Origin of the sequence: Promicromonospora soli, assembly GCF_014653785.1 — a bacterium.
Taxonomy (GTDB): Bacteria; Actinomycetota; Actinomycetes; order Actinomycetales; family Cellulomonadaceae; genus Promicromonospora; species Promicromonospora soli.
The window spans coordinates 413,471-434,664 of record NZ_BNAS01000006.1; the positions used below are offsets into that span (position 1 = coordinate 413,471).

Below are 21,194 nucleotides of genomic sequence, written 5' to 3' on the forward strand. Positions count from 1 at the left end.
ACCCGGCAGTCTCGGAAGAAACGACACGAGGAGGGACGGATCACGATGAGCACCACGCAGAGGCCCTCTCCGGCTGTCGTCGTCGCCATCGACGGCACCGGACGGGGAACGGGAGCGCTCCGGTACGCGATCGACGAGGCCCGCGCCCGGGGAACCGCGGTGCGGATGGTCCATGTCCTGGACGACCGAGGAAGTGCCGGCCACGAGATCATGGAACCAGCCATGTCGCAGGCCTGTGCCGCAGCGCCAGACCTCGAGTTCGATTGGCTGTTCGGGCGAGGCCCGCGAGCGGACGAGCTCATCGAGGCGGCCGCAGGCGCCGACCTCCTGGTACTCGGCCGGGCCGCGCGACAGAGCGCCGAAGGTCCCACCGTCGGTTCCGTGACGGCCGAAGTGGCCGGGCGCGCCGACGCTCCCGTGGTGGTCGTTCCCGCCGACTGGCAGGCAAGGGGCCACGGCCGCATCGTCGTCGGGATCAAGTCGGCCGCCACCGCCGGCGAGCTGCTCGCGCACGCGTTCTCGGCGGCGTCCGCACGACACGCGGTCCTGCGGGTGGTGCACGCATGCGCTGCCCCGGAACCCGCCGACCCGGTCCGGGTGGAGGCGCACCCTGGCGACCGGCGCACCTCCGAGGGCCGGATGCTGGAAGCGCTCGTGCACGACTGGTCCGCCGTCTATCCGGACGTCGAGGTGAAGACGTCGTTCGTCCATGGGTGGCCGGCCCGCGTCCTGGTCGACGCCGCGGCGGACGCCGACGTCCTGATGACCGCCCGGCACCACCGGGACCTGCGGCACCTGGTACGTCTCGGCCCGATACCGCGGGAAGTCGTCGGGACCTCCGGCGCCCCTGTCGAGGTCGTCCCCTTGACCGGTGAGCCGGCCACGGCACCGCTGGTGGTCGAACGGTCAGGGACGATCCTGAAGAACTGAGCCCTGCCTGCAGCACCGAACGGCACCGTGACGATGTCACGGTGCCGTTCCCTGCTGTGCCCTGCAACGGTCACGGGTGCAGATGGACCGGGCGGTGCTCGATCTCGGCGATGTCGTCCGACGTCGCCCGCAACAGCCGGTCAGCCAGATCACGCAGCGCACGGGCGGCGGCGAGCTCCTCCCCGATCTCCCTGACCTGCGGGTCGTCCGGATTGCGCCGGGCACGCCCATGACCTTCGAGCGACGTCCCGCTCGACGTAGTCAGTACGGCGTGCGCGGCGGTGAGTGTGCCGTCGCGCTCGATGTCATCCGCGTCGAAGAGGCGGATGGCGACGTTCCAGGTATGGGCCATGGCAATGCTCCTGTCGATCGGTTCCCGCCGTCGGAAGGCGAGCATGCTCCCAGCGTTCCGCGCGCACCGATCCGTGCAACAGGGACCAACGACCCAAGGCCTCAGGACCGACGGCACAGGGCGTGAGGGAGCCCCGCTGCCTAGCGTGAGAAATGCCCGACAACCCGCCAGGATCGGCACGACACCAGGCACGGAGGAACCATCATGCGCACCATCGTCGTCACCGGCTCGGCCTCGGGCATCGGCCGTGCCACCTTGCGGCTCCTCGAACAGCGAGGCGACCGCGTCATCGGAGTGGATCTCCACGACGCCGAGATCGAGGCCGACCTCGGCACGCCGGATGGCAGGGCCGAGATGATCGAGCACTTGCGGGCGCGGCGGCACCACATCGACGGCGTCGTCGCCAACGCTGGCCTGGCGCACCAGACCCCGGCCGACGTCGCGGTGAACTTCTTCGGCACGGTGGCCACGCTCGACGGGCTGCTGCCGCTGCTCGCCGGCTCGCACGCCCCGCGCGCTGTCGCCACTGCGTCGATGGCCATCATCATGCCGTCGGACGCCGAGCTGGTGGACCTGTGCCTGGCCGGTGACGAACCCACGGCACTGGACCGCGCTGCCAAGCTCGTCGAGGCGGAGCAGGGCGGGTTGATCTACGCCAGCAGCAAGGTGGCGCTGTGCCGGTGGCTGCGCCGAGCGGCCACCGGGAAGGAGTGGGCCGGCGCGGGCATCCCACTCAACGCCATCGCGCCCGGGGTTGTCGAGACGCCCATGGTCGCGGGCATGATCGGCACGGAGATCCAGCGCGCAGCCATCTCCGCCATGGTGCCGATGCCGCTGAACGGCTTCATGCGGCCCGAGGTCCCGGCATACCTCCTGACCTGGCTCGTCAGTGAGAAGAACTCGCACCTGTGCGGCCAGGTCATCTTCATCGACGGCGGGGCCGACGCCATGATCCGCGGCGACTCCACCTGGTGAACCGTCACCAGCGACCGCCGCAACCAGGCTTGGGACCAAGGTCCCCTGGACACGGGGCCGGCGACCCTGCCGGGCGGCAGTGCACCGGAGGGATCGTGGTCACAGACGCCGGAACAGGTCCGGCGTACCCAACAGGAGGAACACCATGAGCTCCATCAGCCACCACTCCGCACAGTGGGCGCACGGACAGGTCGCGCGTGAGCGTGACGCCGCCGCGGCCACTCATGTCACCGGCGATGGCGTCGCCCGCTACTCCTTCGCGGGTGTCCGGCTGCTGCTCGCCTTCGAGCTTCTCTGGGCGTTCGGCGACAAGCTCCTCGGCTGGGGCCTGGCCACGCCGACCGACCGCGCCTGGATCAACGGCGGCTCCCCGACCGAGGGCTACCTCAGCGGCGTCGAAGGCCCGTTCGCCGGATTCTTCGGCGCGCTGGCCGGCAACGCCGTTGTCGACTGGCTGTTCATGCTCGGCCTGCTCGGCATCGGCCTGGCGCTCGCACTGGGCATCGGCATGCGGATCGCCGCTGGCGCCGGCGCGCTGCTCATGCTGCTCATGTGGCTGGCGTCGCTGCCGCTGGAGAACAACCCCTTCGTCGACTACCACCTGGTCAACGCCGTCCTGCTCGTCGGGCTGGCCGCGTTCCTGGCCGGCGACACCGCCGGGCTCGGCAACTGGTGGGCACGGCTTCCGCTGGTGCAGCGGTTCCCCGTGCTGCGATGACGACGTCCCTTGTGGTGCCCGTCCAGGGAATGACCCGGACGGGCATCACAACTACGGTAGGGGGCATGGACGTGCGCGTTTTTCTCGTCGACGACCACGAGGTCGTCCGGCGAGGCGTCGCCGACCTGCTGGAGTCCGAGCCGGGAGTGAGCGTCGTCGGTGAGGCAGGTACGGCACGAGAGGCGCTCGCCCGGGTCCCGGCGCTCGCACCCGACGTCGTGGTGCTGGACGTGCGACTGCCCGACGGCGACGGCGTCACCGTCTGCCGCGAGCTACGGTCCCAGATGCCCACCCTCGCCTGCCTCATGCTCACCTCGTTCTCCGACGACGAAGCGCTCTACGACGCGATCCTTGCCGGAGCCGCCGGCTACGTGCTCAAGCAGGTACGCGGCACCGACCTCGTCCAAGCCGTGCTGACCGTCGCGGCAGGCGGGTCGATGCTGGACCCCGGGGCCGCGGCCCGGGTCATGGAACGGCTCCGCGCCGACGCCCACCACGAGCCTGACCCCCTCGTCGACCTGACCGACCAGGAACGACGGATCCTCGCACTGATCGGGCACGGCCTGACAAACCGACAGATCGGCGCCGAGCTCTTCCTAGCCGAGAAGACGGTCAAGAACTACGTCTCCCGCATCTTCGCCAAGCTCGGGCTCGAGCGTCGGGCGCAGGCCGCGGTCCTCGCCGCGCGGCTGGAGCAGGACGAGCACCGCCGCACGTGAGCGGCGGCGTACGCGGGCCCGCCCGAGGTCAGTCCCCCGGAGTGCTGTCTGTGGGGAGCGGCACCCGCCACACCAGGCGGGTCCCGCTCCGGTCGGCGTCCGGGCTCGCTGGTCCGACGTCGAGGCTGCCGCCCAGCTCGTGCGCACGTCGGGCGAGGTTGCGCAGGCCGCTGCGCGGCGCACCCGGTGGTACGCCCGTGCCGTCGTCGCTCACGACGAGCACCAGGTCGTCCGCCACGGCCAGCCGGACCTCCGCCCGGGACGCGGACGCGTGCCGGGCGACGTTGGACAGCGCCTCGCGCACAACGGCGACGACGTGGTCAGCGACGTCCGGCGGCACCAGAGCGTCTACAGCGCCCTCGAATCGCAGCGGCACCCCGAACCCGAGCGGCACAGCAGCGGCGTCGACCTCCGTGATCACACGCGAGCGCAGGCCGATCCGCCGAGCACCAGCGCCACCGGGCCGGTCGCCAGGCTGCAGCCGGTAGATCGTGGTGCGCACGAGGGAGATGGTCTCGTCGACCTCGTCGACCGCCGTGGCCAGCTGTTCCGCCAGCTCCGGTGGTGCGGTGCGCGCCAGACGCTGCAGCGACAGGCCGGTCGCGTAGAGCCGCTGGATGGCCAGGTCGTGCAGGTCTCGGGCGATGCGCTCGCGGTCGCGGAGCAGGACGAGGCGCTCGGCGTCGGCGCGCCCCTCCGCCAGCTCCAGGGCGACGGCGGCCTGCGCGGCGAAAGCGCCGAGAGCCTCGACCACGACCGACGAGAACGGCTCGCGGCCTCGGGTGCGGGCAGCAGCCAGGACACCACGGGCGCGGCCCTGCTCGCCGAGCGGCCAGACTGCCAGCGGGCCGAGCTCGACCGGCAGGTCCAGCGCGAACTCGGCGCGCTCGTCGGTCGTGGCGTCGTCCGTGACCATCGGTACCCCGGTGCGGAACGTGAGTGCGGCGAACGTCCCGTCGGTAGACAGGACTGATCCGACCTGGTCCTCTGTGCCCAGCCCGGATGCGGTCTGCAGCACCAGGCGACCGGTGTCCGGGTCCGGCACGGAGACGGCCGTCAGGTCCGCGTTGGCCACCTCTCGTGCCTGACTGCCGATGAGCCTTAGGACGTCGTGCGGCGACGACCCGGCCAGGACCTGACGCGAGATCCGGTCGTTGGCGCGGGCCCACCGTTCGCGCAGCTGTGCGACGTCGTACAGCCGGGCGTTCTCCATAGCCACGCTTGCCGCCGACGCCAGGGCCTGCAGTACCTGCTGATCGTCGGCGGTGAAGTCGCCACCGTCGCGCTTGTCCGTGAGGTAGAGGTTGCCGAACGGCGAGCCGTGCACCCGCAGCGGCATGCCGACGAAGGTGCGCATGGGTGGGTGGTGTGCCGGGAAGCCGACCGAGACGGGGTGGGCGGACAAGTCGTGCAGACGCAGCGGCACGGGGTGACGAATCAGCTCGCCCAGCACGCCGTGACCGGTGGGGTACGGGCCGATCGCTGCGATCTGGTCCTCCGACAGGCCGACCGTGAGAAACCGGGCTATCCGGCCGTCGTCGCCCAGCACGCCGAGGGCGCCGTACCGGGCGTCCACGAGCTCGACCGCGGTCTCGACGATGTGGTGCAGCACCGTCTCCAGGTCCAGGCCGCGGCTGACCGTGATGACTGCGTCGAGCAGCAGGTCAGTGCGGTCGCGCGCGCTAGCCGTCGGGTCCATCGGTGCCTCCCCGGGGCCACGTTAGCGCGCATGGGTACCGACTACCCGGCGGGACCTTGGTCCCCCTGACTGGGGCCGCCTGCCCCTGCCTGGATGACCCCGCTCACTGGTGTCCTGGTAGGGAAACGGAGGAGGGCAATCATGAACATCAACTGGTACAAGGGCATCGTCGTCGGTGTCGACGGTTCGGACGAGAGCCTGGCGGCACTGGACTGGGCGGCGCACGCCGCAGACCTGCACGAGGCCCGCCTGACGGTTGTGGCGACCTACACCGTGCCGGCCGAGACCATCCGTGGCTACGCGGACTCCATCATGGACGCGCAGCAGGAAGCCCACCGTGCCGTCCGGGCAGCACGCACCCGGCTCGGCTCCCGGCGCCCGGGCGGCCGGGACGTGGAGCTGATCGTCCTGCCGGGGGCCGCCGCACTCGTGTTGAGCCAGCGGTCCAAGACCTGCGACCTCGTGGTGGTGGGGCGCCGCGGCCTGGGCGCGCTGGACCGAGTGCTGCTCGGTTCCACCTCCTCGGCGCTGGCGGCGTCGTCTCCGGGAGCAGTCGCCGTGGTACCTGCCGGGGCGACAACCGGAGACCCCCGCCGGATCCGGGTCGGTGTGGGACGCGACGAGGAACCGGATGTCCTGGGTGCCGCGTTCGCCGAGGCCGACGTACGCGGCTGCAGTCTTGAAGTGCTGCACGTGGCGGACACCAACCCGTTCTCCTCGGCACTGCCCGAGATGGACCCGGTAGCCACTTCGTGGCACCAGGGAACCAAGGAAGACCTTGCCGACCGAGTGGCCAGGTGGTCCGAGAAACACCCGCGGGTCACCTGCACAATGGTGATCCGCCGCGCGGACCCGGCCTCAGCGCTGCTCCACGACCTGTCCCCGGACGACCTCCTGATCGTCGGCGGACGCAGGCACCAGCCAGCCATGGGCCGCGTGCTGCGTAGCGTGCCCGACGCCGTGCTCCGGGCCGCGCCGTGCCCCGTCCTTGTGGTGCACACGCACGATCTTCCCGCCGCCTGAGGACGCGTCCGGGACGCTCCGGGCCAGAAAGCGGCCTGGCTTAGCCAGCCGGTCTGGCGGGCCGGGCAGCCGTCGAACATACAGTCGAAAGAGGAGGAGATCACGATGATGTACTGGGGCAACGGTATGGGCACCTGGGGCTACGTCCTGATGGCACTCAACATGGTGGTCTTCTGGGGTCTGCTGATCGGAGGCATCGCGCTCCTGGTGCGCTACCTCCGTGGCGGTCCTGGGCAACCGCCACCGCCAGTGACGACGGACCCCGAGCACGTTCTGGGCGAGCGCTTCGCCCGTGGCGAGATCGACGAGGACGAGTACCGCAAGCGCCTACAGGTCCTCACCGGCAGATAGGCGCACTCAAACCGCGACGCGGCCGACGAGATCCGCTCCAGGAGGCGCTTACTCCGCCGGGGCGAACGCCTGGAAGAAGACAGGGAACGTCCCGATCACCCCGAGGCCGATCAGGACCAGGGACACGGTCAGAGCCAGGCGTGACTCGACGGGCTTGTTGCGGTAGATCAGGTGCAGGACCGCCCACGCGACGAGCCAGATGATGACCGCGCCGGTGGTCTTGCCCGAGAGTGGTCCGACCGGGTCGTACAGGTTGAGGAACTCCTTGATCGGCTCGCTCGCCTCGGCCAGCGTGGTCAGGACGCCGAGCGCGAACGCGCCGACCCCTGCAGCCAGGATCGCGGCGGCGACCGGGCCTTCCGGTCTGTCGGCGGCTTCACCGAGTTCCGGGACGGGTGCTGCAGGATTCGTGTTCGGGGCCATGGCTTTCTCCTACAGCAGTGGAGCGGTCTTGGTGATCAACGCCCCGAAGAGCCCGGCGACCGCGGCAAAGGCGAACGCCAGCACGAAGAGCGCGAGAGTGGTCTTGCGAAGCCGCTCGTGGCGGATGAGGCCCGCCCCGTAGTAGAGGACGATGAACGCGACGGTGGTCGCCAGGATGGGGCTCAGCCAGGCCACGTGTTCCTTCCACTCCATACCGAAGTGATGCCACTGGGCCGTCGCAGGATCGGCGAGAAGTACGGACCGCGGGCTGTCGGGCACGTCCTCCCGATACCAGGGGTAGACGATCCACGTGCCGGTCAGGACGGTTCCCCAGGCCGCCACCGCCATGGCCGTCACGCCGATCTTCAGCCGAAGTGCCCTGCCTCGGATGCCCTCAGGTGTCATCAGGTGCGGGCGCAGGCTCCACAACCCCTCGAGCCCGCCTGCGAAGCCGAGGAGAAACACGGCGCCAAGGACCATTCCATGGATCAGAGTCCAGAACTCGTGATGCGTGAAGCTCATGTGCCACCGCCTTCCGACAGGGCGAGGCCGGCCCTCCAAAGAGATCCGCGCCTGTGCCTTCGCTTTCAATCTATCCAGCATCGAGCCTCAGCGCCCGGCCAAGGGGCGCATCGCCGGGAGCAGGCAGCTCGCCGGCCGCCCGCGAGGCGCGACGGAACCCGGTCCCACGCCTGGGCCACGCTCGCTCGGCGCCTGATGCAGACCTGGGGCACACGCACGGACGAGTCCACTGCCCCGCTGGCCTGGGACGACGTCGTACCGTCGCCCTGCGGTGGCCACCAGGGCGGCGACGATCGGCGCGCCCAATCGCGTGCGGCCCTGGCATACACGCGATGGTGGTCGGCCCTCATAGTGGACCCGTGCAGCCGGTCGCCTGGCTCATGACGGCGCGGATGCTGCGGGGCATCCGGGAGCGAGCAGTACGTGCACGCCTGTCACTTGCTGAGGCGCGTCAGTTCCTCGCTCATGGCGCGCACAAAGACGGCACCGGGCACGTTCGCCGCGTCGAAGTGGACGCTGCAGGAGAGCCGGCCGGCATACGAGACCGCCGCGACGCCCAGCCGGACGTTCGCGGCGAGCACCGCAACCGGCCAGATCGCGACCACGGGAGCGCCCGCGAGGCGCGGCGCTCCCGCCGGACCCGGCACGTTGGTGACGAACCCGCCGACAACGTGCTGCCGCTGCCCGATGCGATCCATGATGCGCGCCCCGACCGGGCCGCGCATGAACTCCAGTGTCCCCTGCTCCCGCGCCTGTACCTTCTCCGCTCGGGTCTGCTCCGCGATCAGCCGGCCGGTCCACAGTCACTTTCGACCCGTCGCTGCCGATGCTGTCCCTGGACCTGTCCCGGGTTGCGGAGAACTGCAGCGCCCTGAGCGTGCTGATGACGTGTGCCTCGGCCTGGATGGAAGGCGTCCTGACCGACCCCGACGGCGGCCAGCGATGGGTCGTCTACGACGAGGCCTGGCGGCTGATGTGGCCCACCCTGCCTTGCTGCGCCGGATGGATGCGCACTGGCGGCTGGCCCGGTACTACGGCATCGCGAACATGCTCATCTTCCACCGCCTGTCGGACCTGGACAACGTCGGCGACGCCGGCACCGCGCAACGCTCTCTGGCCGCCGCCCTGCTGGCCAACGCCGAGACCCGGGTCATCGACCGGCAGGAGACCGACCAACTCGGTACCACCGCACGGGCTCTCGGCCTGACCGGCACCGAGACCACGCTCCTGCCCACCCTCGGTCTCGGCCAAGGCCTGTGGCGCAACCGGAACAGGTCGTTCCTGGTTCAGGCCCAGCTCCACCCCGACGAGGCCCGGCTCTTCGAGACCGGCACCAAGGCACGCGGGAACCCTTCGAAAGTCCCGTGATGCGCGCTCTCGGGCGGGTACGCCGTGACCTTCGCCGGCGCCGGATACGACGACGCCGAGCGGAGGGCATCCTGCCCGAGTTCGCCGAGCGGCACATCGCTCCCGACCGGATAGACAGGAGGCGGGCCGACGGCCGCACTCGGTTCTCCGTACCCGGCCCCACCGTCCGGGCGGGCGACTGGGCGGCGCGGGACAGGTCGTCCGGAGAAGATTTCGGTTGATTCCCCTCGGCGGTGGACGCCATCGCGCGTAGTTGGTCACGCCGCGCCCGCGGTGCATATGGTCGAGCGCTGCGGGCGCCCAGGAGCTCGACCGCCCAGCGCCCAGCGCCACCGGTCCCCCGGTACCCGCTCGGTGTCATGATCGAGAGCATGGAGGACGGCGACCTGTTGACGGCAGGCACGGACGCCCTGGACCGGGGCGACTGGGCCGCCGCGTGGGACAAGTTCGACCTTGCGTGGCGCGCCAAGGAGACTGCGGATGCACTCGACGGCCTGGGACGCGCGCTGTGGTGGTTGAACGATCCGGCCGGCGCCCTGGAACTGCGCGGACGCGCGTTCGCCCGGTTCCGCCACGAGGGTCGCGACGCCGAGGCCGCGGCGGTGGCGATCTGGCTTGCCCGCGAGCACCACAACCTCTACCGGTCCAAGGAGATGGGCGACGGGTGGCTGTCCCGGGCCCGGTCGCTGGTCAGCAGCCTCGACGATCCGCGTGGCCTCGCCGGCTGGCTGCTGCTGGCCGAGTCGGAAGCGGGCCCCCTGGACTTACCGTCCGCTCGGCTGGCGGACCGCGCCGTGGTGGTTGCCCGCGATCAGGGTGATGCTGACCTCGAGATCGTCGCACTGATGCGCCGGGCCGCCTGCACCGTCAGCGCAGGAGCGGTAGACGAGGGGTTGTCAGATCTGCGGCAGGCCATGGTCGCGGCGACGTCCGGCGAAGGCCATGACGTGCAGTACGTCGGTGAGGCGCTGTGCACCCTGCTCGAGGTCGGCGGTCTGCTGGGAGATCCTGGAGTGGTAGAGCCGTGGGCCACATTTCTGGTCGACTTCCGGGCGTCATACACCTTGGGCCCCCTGCTCCCCTTCGGAACCACGCGGGCCACCGATCTGATCTCGGCGTTCTGCACCGGCTGTTGCGGCGGCGTGTACCTGGTGACGGGCAGGCTGGACGCCGCGGAGGAACAGCTCGGTCAGGCTGTGACTCAGCTCGCCGCGACCGGTCTCCGGCCTCGCTGCCTGCACCCGGTCGCCGATCTGGTGGAGCTCCGCGTCCTGCAAGGGCGACTCCAGGAAGCGGAAGTGCTGCTTGCCGACTTCGAGGACGACATCGAGTGCGCAGCCTCAGCGGCGGACCTGGACCTTGCTCTCGACCGTCCGCAGCGCGCCGCCGAACGGCTCGCCGGCGCGATCCACGCGCTGACGAACACGCCGGTCCTCACGCTCCGGCTCCACGCCAAGCTCGTCGACGCGGCGCTGTCCGCAGGCGACCTGCCATTTGCCGAGGCGTCCGCACGCAGCGTCGCGGAGCTGGCCGATGTGACGGGCACCGCTCTGCACCGGGCACAGCGCGACCACGCCGCCGGAAAAGTCGCTCTCGCCACCGGCCGTGCCGATGCGACGAGCCTGCTCCGCTCGGCGGCACAGGGGTTCGCGAAGGCCGGGGCGCCGCTGCCGGCCTGTCGGGCACGGCTGGACCTGGCTCGTTCGCTCGCGGGGCGCGACCGCGGCCTCGCGATCACCGAAGCACGCAGCGCCCTGCACGCCTTGGACCGGATGGGGGCGACGGCCGAGGCCGACCGGGCCGCGGCATTCCTCCGCGAGCTCGGCGCGAAGGGCAGAACCGGTCCCCGCACCGCCGGGCTGCTCAGCAACCGGGAGATGGAAGTGCTCGGGTTGGTGGCCGAGGGGATGTCCAACGCCGAGATCGGCCAGCGACTGTTCATCAGCACCAAGACGGCAGGCCACCACGTGAGCAGCATCCTCACCAAGCTGGGGGTCCGCAGCCGCACCGAAGCGGTGGCGTTCGCCCTGCTCAACCTGCCCGCCGCCGGCGGACGCACGTCATCCTGACCTCGCCAAAGACCGGCGGACCCCGCTCGATGGGTAAGCGGATAGGGAATCCTCCCGATGCTCGGCGTACTTCCGGGGCGCACGCTGGACTCAAACCAGCCGGAAGACCGAGGAGGAGACATGGAAACCGCCGAGAAGGCCGTCGTACGACGCTTCTACGAGATCGCTGGAAGACCCGAGGACCTCGACGAGGTGGTCGCACCCGACCTCAAGGGCCACGCGGGCGCTGGATCAGACCTGGCGGAGCTGAAGGCCTCGCTCGCCAGCTTCCTGGTTCCATTCCCTGACCTCACGCCCGAGCTGCGCTACCTGGTGCAGGAGGACGACCTGGTCAGCGTATGGCTGACCTACACCGCCACACATCAGGCCGACTTCGCCGGCGTCCCCGCCAGCGGCCGCCGCGTCAAGTTCGCCGAATGGGACCTGATGCGGGTCCGCGACGGCAAGATCGTCGAGATCACGCAGTACTGCGACCTCTTCACGATCATGTCCCAGATCGGCGCGCTCCCCACCGCAGCGCCCGCGTGAAAGAGGAGGAGAGACACCATGCTGATCCGTTCCACGACTCGACTCGTCCTGCTGTCCGGTGCCGTGGCGCTGGTGGGAGTCCTGGCCACTGCAGCCCCCGCAGTGGCAGCACCAAGCTGCGTCGCGCAGTCCATCGCGAGCGAGCACGACTCTGCCGGGACCGCCTGGGGACACGACGTCGTCGCGTTTCTTGCAACGAGTCCGGAGGTGCTCGAGGAGTACGGCTTCCACAGGTTCGGCGACCTGGCGTCCTACGGCGCGCAACAAGACCACGGCGACTGCCCGGCCGGCCTGTAGGAATCCGGGACTTCTGGGCATACGAAGAGGGCCACGGCCAAACAGCCGCGGCCCTCTTCGACTCGTACCCGAGTCGACGCTGCTCTGCCAGGAACCGATCCTTCCCGACACGAAGCTGCCCACAACGGAACCGCCACCGGGGTCGGGTCAACATGATCCCCCGGTTAGCGGATTTGCGCAGTGGGCCCATTGAGCCAGTTGGCGACTACTACGAGATCAGTGCAACTCCGACGGCGACTAGCCAGATGGACCAAGCGACATATGCGATGGGGGTCAACGTCGCGGCCAGCTTCCAGCCCTCCTGCTCGAAGGCGCCGACGAACTCAAAAGAACACATCATCAATAGGCCGCCTACGACGATCCCGGCAACGCCGAGCCACCCCGGCGTGTTCGTGGCTTGAATCAGAGCGACTCCGGACAAGACGCTCCAGCCGCCCGTAAAGAGGTAGCCGAGGTGCTCGCCGACGGCGACTCCGAGATAGCGGTTGAACGACTGGAACACGATGTCGATGGCTTCGCGACGAGCCGGGCTTGCATCAGCATCGGCGCGTGCGAGACAGGGCACCAGAAAGGGCCAGCGGATCAGTCCTAGGAACTGGACGACCCCTGCCAACACGCCGGTCGTCGCAGCGACCACCACCACGGCGCGGTTGGCGTCGACCAGAGCGGCCGCAAGCAGGACAGCCAAGGGCACGAGCAGCACTGCGGTCAGCGAGAAGGCCCACCACAGCAGCAGGAGATGGGCACCACCTGCGCGGAAACGGGCGAGCACCTCCGAAGTAGGGCGTCGCAGAATGTCCGGGTAGTCGAAGCTTCGCGCGAGCAAGAAGAAGCAAAGATTGAACGCTAGGGGCAGGCCTATGAGAAGAGCGCCGGCAACGCGTGCTGTACTCACTGGGCGGCCTGACCCGTCGCTCCCCCAGCTTCGAACGCCCCATGAAACAAGGCCGCAAGGAGCAGCCAGGTCAGCAGGCCGAAGACGACTGCTCCGCCCGCGCCGAAGACCGGGAACCGCTCATCGATGTTTCTCGTGATCACGTACGAGGTGGTGAACCAGCCAAGCGCCCAGGCAGGCGGGTTCGCGACCGCCCACCACGGCGCGCCGGGAATCGCGTCTCGCGCGAGGACCAGCGCCTGTAGCACCCCCACACCAACGCCGGTCACGGCTGCCATGAGCACGATGTCGCCCCGATCGATCCCGTAGTCGACAAGAGCTGCACCCGCGGTCAGACCCAGGGCCAATCCCGCACACGTCGCAGGGATCCAGAGCCACGAGATCCATCTCCGCAAGACGAACCACTGGGCCGCTCCGATGATCGCGCCCGCGATGAGCCCCTCGGCGAGTGCCGCTCCCACGGAATCGACTCCGTCCACGACCAGGTCGGCGATATACCCCCCGATCGGGAAGCCGACCAGGATCGCCACCGGCCACAGCCACATCCGACGCGCGGTCGTCCAGTAACTCTGGGATTCCATGGTCGTGCCACCTCCCGTGGTCCACGCGTTCAGTCTTGCCCTCAGGGTGGGAACGCACATTCCGGCATCCGCATGCGCCGCAGCTGCCGTTAACCACCACCCTCCGGCGGACGGCTGCCGTCAACTGCACGCTTCAGATCGCGACCTACCGCTGGAGTAGCAGTGCAGCCTTCTGACACAGACGAGTGGGCGCCTGCTGGTCAGCGTCGTCCGTCGGACTGTGGGACGTCGGTGCCTTCTTCCGCGCGTTGCGTGTGGGAGCGGGCGTGGGCGACGGCGTCGTCCAGTGCTGTGAACAGGTGGCTCTCGTGGCGGAGCTCGTCCAGCACACCGACGGTGGTCATCAGCTTGCGGTGCCGCGGTTGCACACCCTTGACCAGGACCGTGATGCCACGCTGCTCGAGCGACGTGACCAGCTCGGCCAGGGCTCGTGCTCCAGTGGCGTCGACCATGCCCAATTGGGACAGGCGCAGTATGACGACCAGGACGTCCTCGCGGACCGAGGCGTCGGTCACCTCGGTCAGGATCCGGTCTGACGCCCCGAAGAACATGGCGCCGTCCAGCCGGAACAGCGCGATGTTCTCGTCGCCCTCGTACGCGACGCCGGGTAGCGGCTCGCGGTGCACGGACGAGGCGCGGGCCAGGCGCCGTAGCGCGAAGAACGCCGCGACAACCAGCCCGATCTGTACCGCCTCGATGAGGTCGAACGCCACGGTGATCACGGCCGTGACGACGAACGTGACGGCATCGGACCGGGTCGAGCGCAGCACCGCGCGGATCGTGCCGGCGCCGATCATCCGGAACGCGGTCACCATGAGCACGCCGGCCAGTGCGGCAAGCGGGATGCGCCCCACCGGGCCGGTGGCAAGGTAGATCACGGCGAGGATGACCAGCGCGTGGATGACGGCGGCCAGGCGGGTGCGGGCGCCCGAGCGCACGTTGACCGCGGTGCGCGCGATCGCGCCGGTAGCGGGCATGCCACCGAACAGGCCGGAGGCGACCGATGCCAGACCTTGGCCGACGAGCTCGCGGTCGGGGTGGTAGACGGACCCACCGGGTGCCATCGATGCGGCCACCCGCGCGGACAGCAAGGACTCGATGGCGGCCAGTGCCGCGATCGCGACGGCCGCGCCCAGCAGGTCCCCGAGCGCGGTGGCGCTGAGGCCGGGCAGCACCGGTACGGGCAGGGTGTCGGGCAGTGCCCCGATCCGGGCAATTGGCGCCCCCGTAGTCTCGGCGAGCACGGTAGCGAGCACGACGGCGACGAGCGAGGCGGGGATCGCGGTGTGCAGACGGGGCAGGACGAGCATGAGGGCGGCGACCAGCGCCACGACCGCCAGCGACCACAGCGTGGTCGCGTCCAGGGCCAGGGCGTCCAGGGCACCGGCCGCGTCGGCGACCGCGTGTACCGCGGTGACCAGGGTGTTGCCACCGACGGCCGCGTCCTTCCCAAGTGCGGCCGGGACCTGTTGCAGGAAGATGATTGCGGCGATCCCGAGCGTGAAGCCCTCCACGACCGGCCAAGGGATGAACGTGACCACCCGCCCGAGCCGCAGCAGCCCGGCTGCCAGGACGATCAGCCCGCCGAGCACGGTAACCAGGGCGACCGACGGCAGCCCGTACGCGGCGACGATGGGCGCCAGGACGACCGCCATGGCACCAGTCGGGCCGGAGACCTGGAACCGTGAACCGCCGAACACCGCCGCGAGCAGTCCCGCGATAACGGCGGTCACCAGGCCCGCAGCCGCGCCGACGCCCGAGCTGACGCCGAACGCAAGTGCCAGCGGCAGGGCGACCACGCCGACAGTCAACCCGGCGAGCAGGTCCGCACCGAACGTCCGGGGGCGCAGCTCGTAGTCGTCGGGCCTGGGCAGCAGATCGCGCACGTCCAGCCTGACCAGCGCCTCCCGGACAGTCACTGCTTCACCGCCTTCTCGATCGGGGCCCTCTCAGCCAGGGCTGCTTTGAGCACGCCCCGAGCGCTGGCCCCGGGCAGGGCCGGCAAATGGTGCGCGATGGCGAGCAAGCCGTCATCGGCGTCCTTGCCGGCCAGGCGCCGCAGCAGGAAGGCACGCGCGACGACGAGCAGGTCGGCGACCAAGGGCTCGGTCAGCCGGTACACCACGGCGTTGCCCGAGCGCGTCGAGTCAACGACACCCGCGCGCTTAAGAACCGCCAGGTGCTGGGACAGCGCGGAGGGTTCAGCACCCGTGACATCCAGCAGGCGAGAGACCGGCGCGGCCAGGCGCGGGTCGGCCGCGATCACTTCCAGCACCCGGATGCGGACCGGATGGGCCAGGGCCTTGAACAGCTCTGCCTTGATCGCGTACAGGGGCTGCGTATCCACTCCATGACTTTAGCAGTCGCTGAAACCACTATCCTCACCGCAGATGCTCATGCGGCTGGGGTACTGCTTGATGCCGCAGCACACACCTCGCCGGTACGCACCACGTGCGGCTACGCGCGACTAGGAATGAACGGCGGGGTCGGCTTGACCCGCCAGTCACCGCGGGCGGCGTGGATGTCGGTGTGGCACAGGCCGCTGGTCTCGATCCGGACCAGCACCTCGCCAGGCCCTGGCTCGGGGACAGGCACGTCCATGACCTGCAGCGGGGAGGTGAAGTCGGTGACGACTGCGGCTTTCATGACAGCTCCGTTCGAAAGGTGGTGCGAGGCCGACATCCGCGGTGAGCGGCGCCGGTTCCAACATCCCTCCGAACGGCATGCGTGAAGCAGGGGCGAAGGTCCCTCCGCCGACGATGAAGGTCCCGTCGATCCACGACAGCGGCTACTCCGAGCGGCCTCCGGGCAGCGGTGAGCCGGGGTCGACGAGCCCAGCTGCGGGACGTGGTAGAAGCGCCGCAGTGACCGAGGTCGCGCTTGACGCAGTCATGTGACAAAAGCGCGATGATCCCTTCCGAACCGAGGTTGTGTGGCACCAGCACACAAACTTCGGAGGTTCGTATGAGCAATGGGTCAAGCAGGAACTCCCCGAGACGCCCTGCACGAGAAGCTGACCGGCGCCGTCGAGGCGCTCGTGAGCGGCGACGACTGGCGGCGCGCAATCGAGTTCGCCGCCCGGTTCCGCTCCCGGTCTGGCAGGTCCCGCTCCGGACACTCGTTGAGACAGCGACACAGAAAGCCCCCGACCTCCACGTCGTGGGCCTTCTGTGTTGTCCGCACCGTGGCCTCGTCGGCATCGCGGGGCTGGCAGGATGCGCGGTGTGACACCCCGTCTGCAGGCTGCGCTGGACGCCGTCGACCACACGTTCGACGGCTTCACCTGCGCTGCGGACAACCCGTGCACGCACTGCTACGGCGATCGCGACGAAGGGCTCCCCGAGCTCACCATCCCGGGAACGCTTCTTGCCCCGGACCTGCTGGACTCGCTGGCGTACCGGACACCGAGCCTGTTCACCGACCACGCGGCCATGGTGCGCAGGATCCTGCCCCAGATGGCTCGAAGGCTGGCCGACGGCACACTCCACACGTACTGGCCCGAGCAGCACTGCCTGGCGCGCAGTAACTGGCGCGAATGGCCGACGTCGCAGGCCGACGCCATCCGCGAGCTCATCGAGGCGTGGTGGGAGGACCTCGTCACGACCCGTGAACCGCACCACGACATCGCCCTGGCGTTCGCGACGTTCGCGGCCGTGACCGGTGATCTCGCCGCGGCCTTGGCGTCCTGGCCCGACGACGACACGGCGAACCGCCACCTTGTGACCGTCAGCCGCGGGTGGATCGACGACCTGATCAACGACGAAGACCCATCGACATCCTGCAGTTCGGAACGCAGCCGACGGTCGCGGAGATCATGTCGGCCTGGTACCTGACCACCGGCACGGACCGGCTACAGGGTGTCGACCCCGAGCTTGCCGACCTCACGACCCTGGTCTGCCTCCCCCACACCGAGCGCATGAACCGGCTCTACGGCGCGGCGCTACCCGACGCACCGGCCTCAGGGGCCGCGATCGTCAGTCACCCCGCCTGTGCGGGGCACGTTCGGCGATGGTGCTGGAGAGCCTGCTGGCGAGCGCACTGCTGGAGAGCTTCCCCTTCACGGACTTGGCGCGATCCAGTGCCTCGCCGCCGACCCGCCTGACAGTGTCGACGCCATCCGCTCCTGTCTCGAGGACCTTGCCCTTCGCCTCGCCCGGTGACATCGACCTCCGCGTGAGCTCGGGCGGGTGCGGCGGACCTGGCCACCACACCCGCCCCACGCCGGGTTACGCGGCGCCCGAAGCGCGGACCGCTGTCTCGAGGATCAGCTCGCCGCGTCGGGCTCGTCCCAGAACCGCGTGCGGAGGAAGGTCCCCGTCGACGTCGCCGAGGAGTTGTTCGCGGTCGCGGTGACGCCGGCGTCCAGCCGAGCGTCCGGGGTGGTCAGCGGCGCTGTCCCGACCTGCGTCCACGGGTGCTCCGGCGACGTGCGGTAGTAGCCCGTCATCGTGGTCTCGGAGGTGCGTTCGAGGCGGAGGTAGACGGGCGCCGTCGCGAGCGCGGCCTTGCTGCCCTCGCTGTCGAGCCAGCCGTTGCCGTTCGCGTCCCACTGCAGGTACGCGCCCGAAGGGCTCGTCACGAGGTCGACGTACCCGTCAGCGCTGCCCTTGCCGGAGACCGACAGGTCGTTACGGACGACGAGTCCGGCGCGCGGGTCCGAGCTGCCCCCGCTGTCCAGGTCCGCAACATAGGTCTGGATCGACCCGCCGACCGGGAGCCGGTCGGGCTGGTAGACGACGCTGAGGTTGTCATTGCTGGTCCACAGGCCCGCGTCCGAGTCGCTGATGCGGAACGAGGCCCCTTCCCCCTCGCAGAAGGACGCCGGCCGGGTCCCCAGCGCCGCCGAGTGCCACGGCACGCTCACCGCGTCGTCGGCGCACCCGGTGGCGGTGAACCGGAGTGTGTACGTCCGTGTCGTGCGCCCGTCCGGCGCGGTGACGGTCACGCGCGCGGACGCCTGGTCGGCGGCGACCGCGACGGTGGCGTCGTCCTGGACCGGGTCGGCGGTCACCTGCGGGACAAGGCCCCACGGTCCGGAGGTGACCTGGTACCCGAAGGTGTCGGGGTCGAAGCCGGGGACGGCGACGCCGTCGACGGTGACGCCCGTCAGCCGCGCGTCGCTGCCGGGATGCAGGACGCGCACGAGGTAGACCCGCTCGGCGACCGCGTCGCCGCCCTCGTTCGCGGTCACGGTGACGTACGCCCACGGGCGCTCGGCGGTGGCAGGGTCGACCGAGACCGTCGCGGCCGGGTCGCTCGCGGTTCCCGTGACGACGGGCTCGGTGCCGGTCGTGACGACCGTGTGGTCCCAGTCCGCCGGGTCGAAGCCGTCGACGGGCTCGCCGTCAACGGTCAGGGTCGCAAGGTCGGTGGCCGACGTCGGCGCGAGCCCGAGGATCTCGACCTCTGCGACCGCCTGCCACGTGACGGTCTCGGTGGTCAGCCGCAGGCGGACGGCGGTAGTAGGCGGGACGGACGACGTGTCCAGACGGACAACGGGCGCGGGTCCTGAGGCGTCCTGCGCGACGTCAGCCGCGACGTCTGTCGTCTGCCAGTCGCCGTTGGTGTCCTGGTACTCGACAGCGATCCGCGACGGCCACGTCGCGGTCGTGCCGTCCTTGTACAGGTGGACAACGACCTCCTGCGGCGCGCGCAGCTCGGACCACGCGTATTCGAGCGTGCTGTTACGCGGGTAGTTGCCCCCGGCGGCCCAGTCGTCCCAGCCCTTACCGAGGCTTCCGTCGACGGTGCTCGCGGCGAGCTCCTGCCGGAACGACGCCGTGACGGTGGCATCGGGTGCGAGGTTGTGCACGCCGTGCGCGACGACGTCGACGGTGCGCTGGAACGTCCGGCCGGCGGTGAAGTCGTCGTCGGCGGCGAGCGTGCCCGTGATCGTCTGCGGACCCGCCGACCGGATCACGGTCGGGCTCCACGTCACGGGGACGTCCGTGGCGACGTCGTTCGCCGTGACCTCGACGGTGTCGGGCAGCACCTCCGACAGGTCGTCGTTGGTGCGTACTGTCGCGGGGAGCCGGTCATCGGTGACTTCCCAGATGTACTGGCCCGCGCCCTTGTCGTCCCAGTACTCGTCGGTCCAGCCGTCCGCCCAGCGAGCGTCTTCGGCGGCGGGGTTGCGCATCTCGAGGCGCCCGCCCTCGCCGATCGTGATCGGCAGCCAGACGTACGTCGAGTCCGCGGCGCCGGCGTTCCAGCGGTCGCCCATGTAGACGAACTTGCCGCTGCCCGGGTCGAGCGGGAGGACGTTCGTGGACTGCGACCCAAAGCTCGTCTTGCGCGAGTCGCCGACCGACAGCAGGCCGTCGCCGCCCTCCGGAATCCTGTTGTAGGCGACGTTCTCGTACTCGTCGTCCGGGTCGACCCCGCGGATCCAGGTGCCGAGCATCGAGTCGGCGGTGTAGTAGGTCTCCGGGTTGGGCGACCAGCCCGTCGCGCCGGACGCGACCGTGTAGTACTTGCCGTCGTGCACGAAGACCGCCGGCGCCTCAAGGACACCGCACCGGCGCACGATGCTGTAGTCCTCACCCGCGACGGGAGCGCGCTTGGTGCCGTCGGCCCAGATGCGCGGATACCGCCCGTCGGCCGAGTACTGGATGCCGACCTCGTCCTGGGTGGTCGTCTTCTCGACGTTCGTGTACTGGTCGTTGAGCCGCGCGATGTAGAGGCTGCGGTTCTCCTCCGAGGAGTACACGACGTACGCGGTGCCGTCGGTGTCCTGGAAGACCGTCATGTCGCGGGCCTGGCCCGGCGTGGCGCTGGGCATGTTGCACGCGGTCTGGTAAGTCGGCTCGTTGTAGAGGCGGTATGCGCCCCGGAGCTCGAAGGGCCCGGTCGGCGAGTCGGCGACGGCGACCGCCGCCAGCGACCGGGCGTAGTTGCTGCCCCCGGGTGTGATGCTCCCGTCGGAGTGCCACCACATCACCCATTTCTCGGTGTCCTCGTTGTAGAGCACCTTCGGCCGCTCGAAGATCGAGTTGAGCTGTGCCTCGCCCGAGTCGGTCGTAGCCCGGACGTTGAGGTAGTAGAAGAGCTCGTCGATGCGCTCGGTGCGCGGCGTGCCGTCGTCGGCCACTGTGTCGTAGAGCGCGTCGAAGTACTCCGACTCCAGCTCCTCGCGCGATGTGACCGACCGCATCACCACGCCCTCGTTCGTCCAGTTGTAGGTGTCGGTCGAGGAGTACAGCGAGACGCCAGGGCTCTCGTAGTAGCCGTTGGACCGGTCTTCGCCGTACCAGTAGTAGACGGTCGTGCCGTTCTGGTCGACGGCGGTGGTGTCGCCCGCTTCGACGCCGAGCTCCTCTGAGGTGCTGGTGACGACCTGACCGCCGTGCGCCTGGATGTGCCGCCCCTCGGTGTCGTACCAGTGGGGCTGGAAGTAGCTGCCCGACGAGGAACCCGGGTCGGACACGGCCGGATAGGCCTCGTAGTCGATCGGATCGGGGATGGTCGGCACGTCAGCGGCGGCGGGCGGGACCACACCTGCCGCGAGGGCGACGGACAGAAAGATCGGGGCGACCGTCGCCGACCGTCGACCGGCACGTCGAATGCTCATGGGTATCTGTTCCTCACGCATCGTTGCGGACTCAGATCAAGCAGGTGGAGAAGCGTCATGCGTGCTGATGCTCGGACGCTCACACCGATGTTTGCGTCACCATTTGCGGAGTTTGTCACCCGCTGCGTAGGTAGTCAAGGGTGCGGCCGGGAGCCGGCTCTACGGCGCAGCGCT

20 protein-coding genes and 2 pseudogenes are annotated in these 21,194 nt (G+C 69.8%); 11 read left to right on the plus strand and 11 right to left on the minus strand.

Going from position 1 to position 21,194, the window contains the following annotated elements; genetic code table 11:
* The first annotated feature begins 45 nt into the window (after window positions 1–45).
* Window positions 46–930, plus strand: a complete 885-nt coding sequence (locus IE250_RS20140) for a universal stress protein (protein ID WP_229872618.1) — start codon at window positions 46–48, stop codon at window positions 928–930.
* A 70-nt stretch (window positions 931–1,000) separates the two neighbouring features.
* Here IE250_RS20140 and IE250_RS20145 read toward each other — a convergent pair whose 3' ends face one another.
* A complete protein-coding gene (locus tag IE250_RS20145; protein WP_229872619.1) occupies window positions 1,001–1,327 on the minus strand; it encodes a dsRBD fold-containing protein in 327 nt (108 codons plus the stop codon).
* Between the two features lie 159 nt (window positions 1,328–1,486).
* On the opposite strand from IE250_RS20145, the gene IE250_RS20150 reads away from it, so the two are divergent.
* The 3 genes from IE250_RS20150 to IE250_RS20160 all read left to right on the plus strand — a co-directional run bounded on the left by IE250_RS20150 (window position 1,487) and on the right by IE250_RS20160 (window position 3,694).
* Window positions 1,487–2,257 (plus strand): SDR family oxidoreductase, encoded by a 771-nt coding sequence (locus tag IE250_RS20150; RefSeq protein ID WP_189671065.1) that lies wholly within the window; start codon window positions 1,487–1,489, stop codon window positions 2,255–2,257.
* A 145-nt stretch (window positions 2,258–2,402) separates the two neighbouring features.
* Entirely contained in the window at window positions 2,403–2,975 is a 573-nt protein-coding gene (locus IE250_RS20155; RefSeq protein WP_189671066.1) for a hypothetical protein, read from the plus strand.
* Between the two features lie 65 nt (window positions 2,976–3,040).
* Window positions 3,041–3,694, plus strand: coding sequence for a response regulator transcription factor (locus IE250_RS20160; RefSeq protein WP_189671067.1), 654 nt, complete (start codon window positions 3,041–3,043; stop codon window positions 3,692–3,694).
* 28 nt (window positions 3,695–3,722) lie between these two features.
* On the opposite strand, the gene IE250_RS20165 is transcribed toward IE250_RS20160, so the two are convergent.
* Entirely contained in the window at window positions 3,723–5,393 is a 1,671-nt protein-coding gene (locus IE250_RS20165) for a sensor histidine kinase (RefSeq protein ID WP_189671068.1), read from the minus strand.
* A 141-nt stretch (window positions 5,394–5,534) separates the two neighbouring features.
* Here IE250_RS20165 and IE250_RS20170 point away from each other — a divergent pair, with 141 nt between their 5' ends.
* Both IE250_RS20170 and IE250_RS20175 read left to right on the plus strand, forming a co-directional pair.
* Window positions 5,535–6,416 (plus strand): universal stress protein, encoded by an 882-nt coding sequence (locus IE250_RS20170; RefSeq protein ID WP_189671069.1) that lies wholly within the window; start codon window positions 5,535–5,537, stop codon window positions 6,414–6,416.
* 105 nt (window positions 6,417–6,521) lie between these two features.
* Window positions 6,522–6,767 carry an SHOCT domain-containing protein gene (locus tag IE250_RS20175; protein WP_189671070.1) on the plus strand — a complete coding sequence of 82 codons (246 nt, stop codon included), beginning with the start codon at window positions 6,522–6,524 and terminating at the stop codon, window positions 6,765–6,767.
* A gap of 48 nt (window positions 6,768–6,815) precedes the next feature.
* Here the strand turns inward: IE250_RS20175 and IE250_RS20180 are convergent, their stop codons facing one another.
* From IE250_RS20180 to IE250_RS20190, 3 genes are all read right to left on the minus strand, one after another.
* Entirely contained in the window at window positions 6,816–7,190 is a 375-nt protein-coding gene (locus tag IE250_RS20180; RefSeq protein ID WP_189671071.1) for a hypothetical protein, read from the minus strand.
* A 9-nt stretch (window positions 7,191–7,199) separates the two neighbouring features.
* Complete coding sequence (locus IE250_RS20185; protein ID WP_189671072.1) at window positions 7,200–7,712, minus strand: hypothetical protein; 513 nt, start codon at window positions 7,710–7,712, stop codon at window positions 7,200–7,202.
* A gap of 434 nt (window positions 7,713–8,146) precedes the next feature.
* On the minus strand, window positions 8,147–8,437 hold the full coding sequence (locus IE250_RS20190; RefSeq protein WP_229872620.1) for a WS/DGAT domain-containing protein: 291 nt from the start codon (window positions 8,435–8,437) through the stop codon (window positions 8,147–8,149).
* A gap of 65 nt (window positions 8,438–8,502) precedes the next feature.
* Between IE250_RS20190 and IE250_RS20195 the strand changes: the two are divergent.
* From IE250_RS20195 to IE250_RS20210, 4 genes and pseudogenes are all read left to right on the plus strand, one after another.
* Window positions 8,503–9,080 (plus strand): annotated as a pseudogene (locus tag IE250_RS20195) (ATP-binding protein); the annotation flags it as partial.
* Between the two features lie 371 nt (window positions 9,081–9,451).
* A complete protein-coding gene (locus tag IE250_RS20200; protein WP_189671073.1) occupies window positions 9,452–11,149 on the plus strand; it encodes a helix-turn-helix domain-containing protein in 1,698 nt (565 codons plus the stop codon).
* Window positions 11,150–11,269: 120 nt separating this feature from the next.
* Complete coding sequence (locus tag IE250_RS20205; protein ID WP_189671074.1) at window positions 11,270–11,677, plus strand: ester cyclase; 408 nt, start codon at window positions 11,270–11,272, stop codon at window positions 11,675–11,677.
* Between the two features lie 18 nt (window positions 11,678–11,695).
* Window positions 11,696–11,974 carry a hypothetical protein gene (locus tag IE250_RS20210; protein ID WP_189671075.1) on the plus strand — a complete coding sequence of 93 codons (279 nt, stop codon included), beginning with the start codon at window positions 11,696–11,698 and terminating at the stop codon, window positions 11,972–11,974.
* A gap of 208 nt (window positions 11,975–12,182) precedes the next feature.
* On the opposite strand, the gene IE250_RS20215 is transcribed toward IE250_RS20210, so the two are convergent.
* The 5 genes and pseudogenes from IE250_RS20215 to IE250_RS20235 form a co-directional block, all read right to left on the minus strand.
* Window positions 12,183–12,869: a DUF4386 domain-containing protein gene (locus IE250_RS20215; RefSeq protein WP_189671076.1), complete on the minus strand. Its 687-nt coding sequence runs from the start codon at window positions 12,867–12,869 to the stop codon at window positions 12,183–12,185.
* A complete protein-coding gene (locus tag IE250_RS20220; RefSeq protein ID WP_189671077.1) occupies window positions 12,866–13,450 on the minus strand; it encodes a hypothetical protein in 585 nt (194 codons plus the stop codon). Before IE250_RS20220 ends, IE250_RS20215 begins: the two co-directional genes overlap by 4 nt.
* Window positions 13,451–13,650: 200 nt before the next feature.
* Window positions 13,651–15,369, minus strand: a complete 1,719-nt coding sequence (locus tag IE250_RS20225; protein WP_229872621.1) for a SulP family inorganic anion transporter — start codon at window positions 15,367–15,369, stop codon at window positions 13,651–13,653.
* The gene (locus tag IE250_RS20230; protein WP_189671078.1) at window positions 15,366–15,797 is read right to left on the minus strand and encodes an ArsR/SmtB family transcription factor; all 432 of its coding nucleotides are present in this window, start codon (window positions 15,795–15,797) and stop codon (window positions 15,366–15,368) included. The genes IE250_RS20225 and IE250_RS20230 overlap by 4 nt, the downstream gene beginning before the upstream one ends.
* A gap of 122 nt (window positions 15,798–15,919) precedes the next feature.
* Window positions 15,920–16,096 (minus strand): annotated as a pseudogene (locus tag IE250_RS20235) (alcohol dehydrogenase catalytic domain-containing protein); the annotation flags it as partial.
* A 578-nt stretch (window positions 16,097–16,674) separates the two neighbouring features.
* Between IE250_RS20235 and IE250_RS20240 the strand changes: the two are divergent.
* Window positions 16,675–17,283: a hypothetical protein gene (locus IE250_RS20240; protein WP_189671080.1), complete on the plus strand. Its 609-nt coding sequence runs from the start codon at window positions 16,675–16,677 to the stop codon at window positions 17,281–17,283.
* 431 nt (window positions 17,284–17,714) lie between these two features.
* Here IE250_RS20240 and IE250_RS20245 read toward each other — a convergent pair whose 3' ends face one another.
* Window positions 17,715–21,020, minus strand: coding sequence for a glycoside hydrolase family 43 protein (locus IE250_RS20245; RefSeq protein ID WP_189671081.1), 3,306 nt, complete (start codon window positions 21,018–21,020; stop codon window positions 17,715–17,717).
* Window positions 21,021–21,194 lie beyond the last annotated feature (174 nt).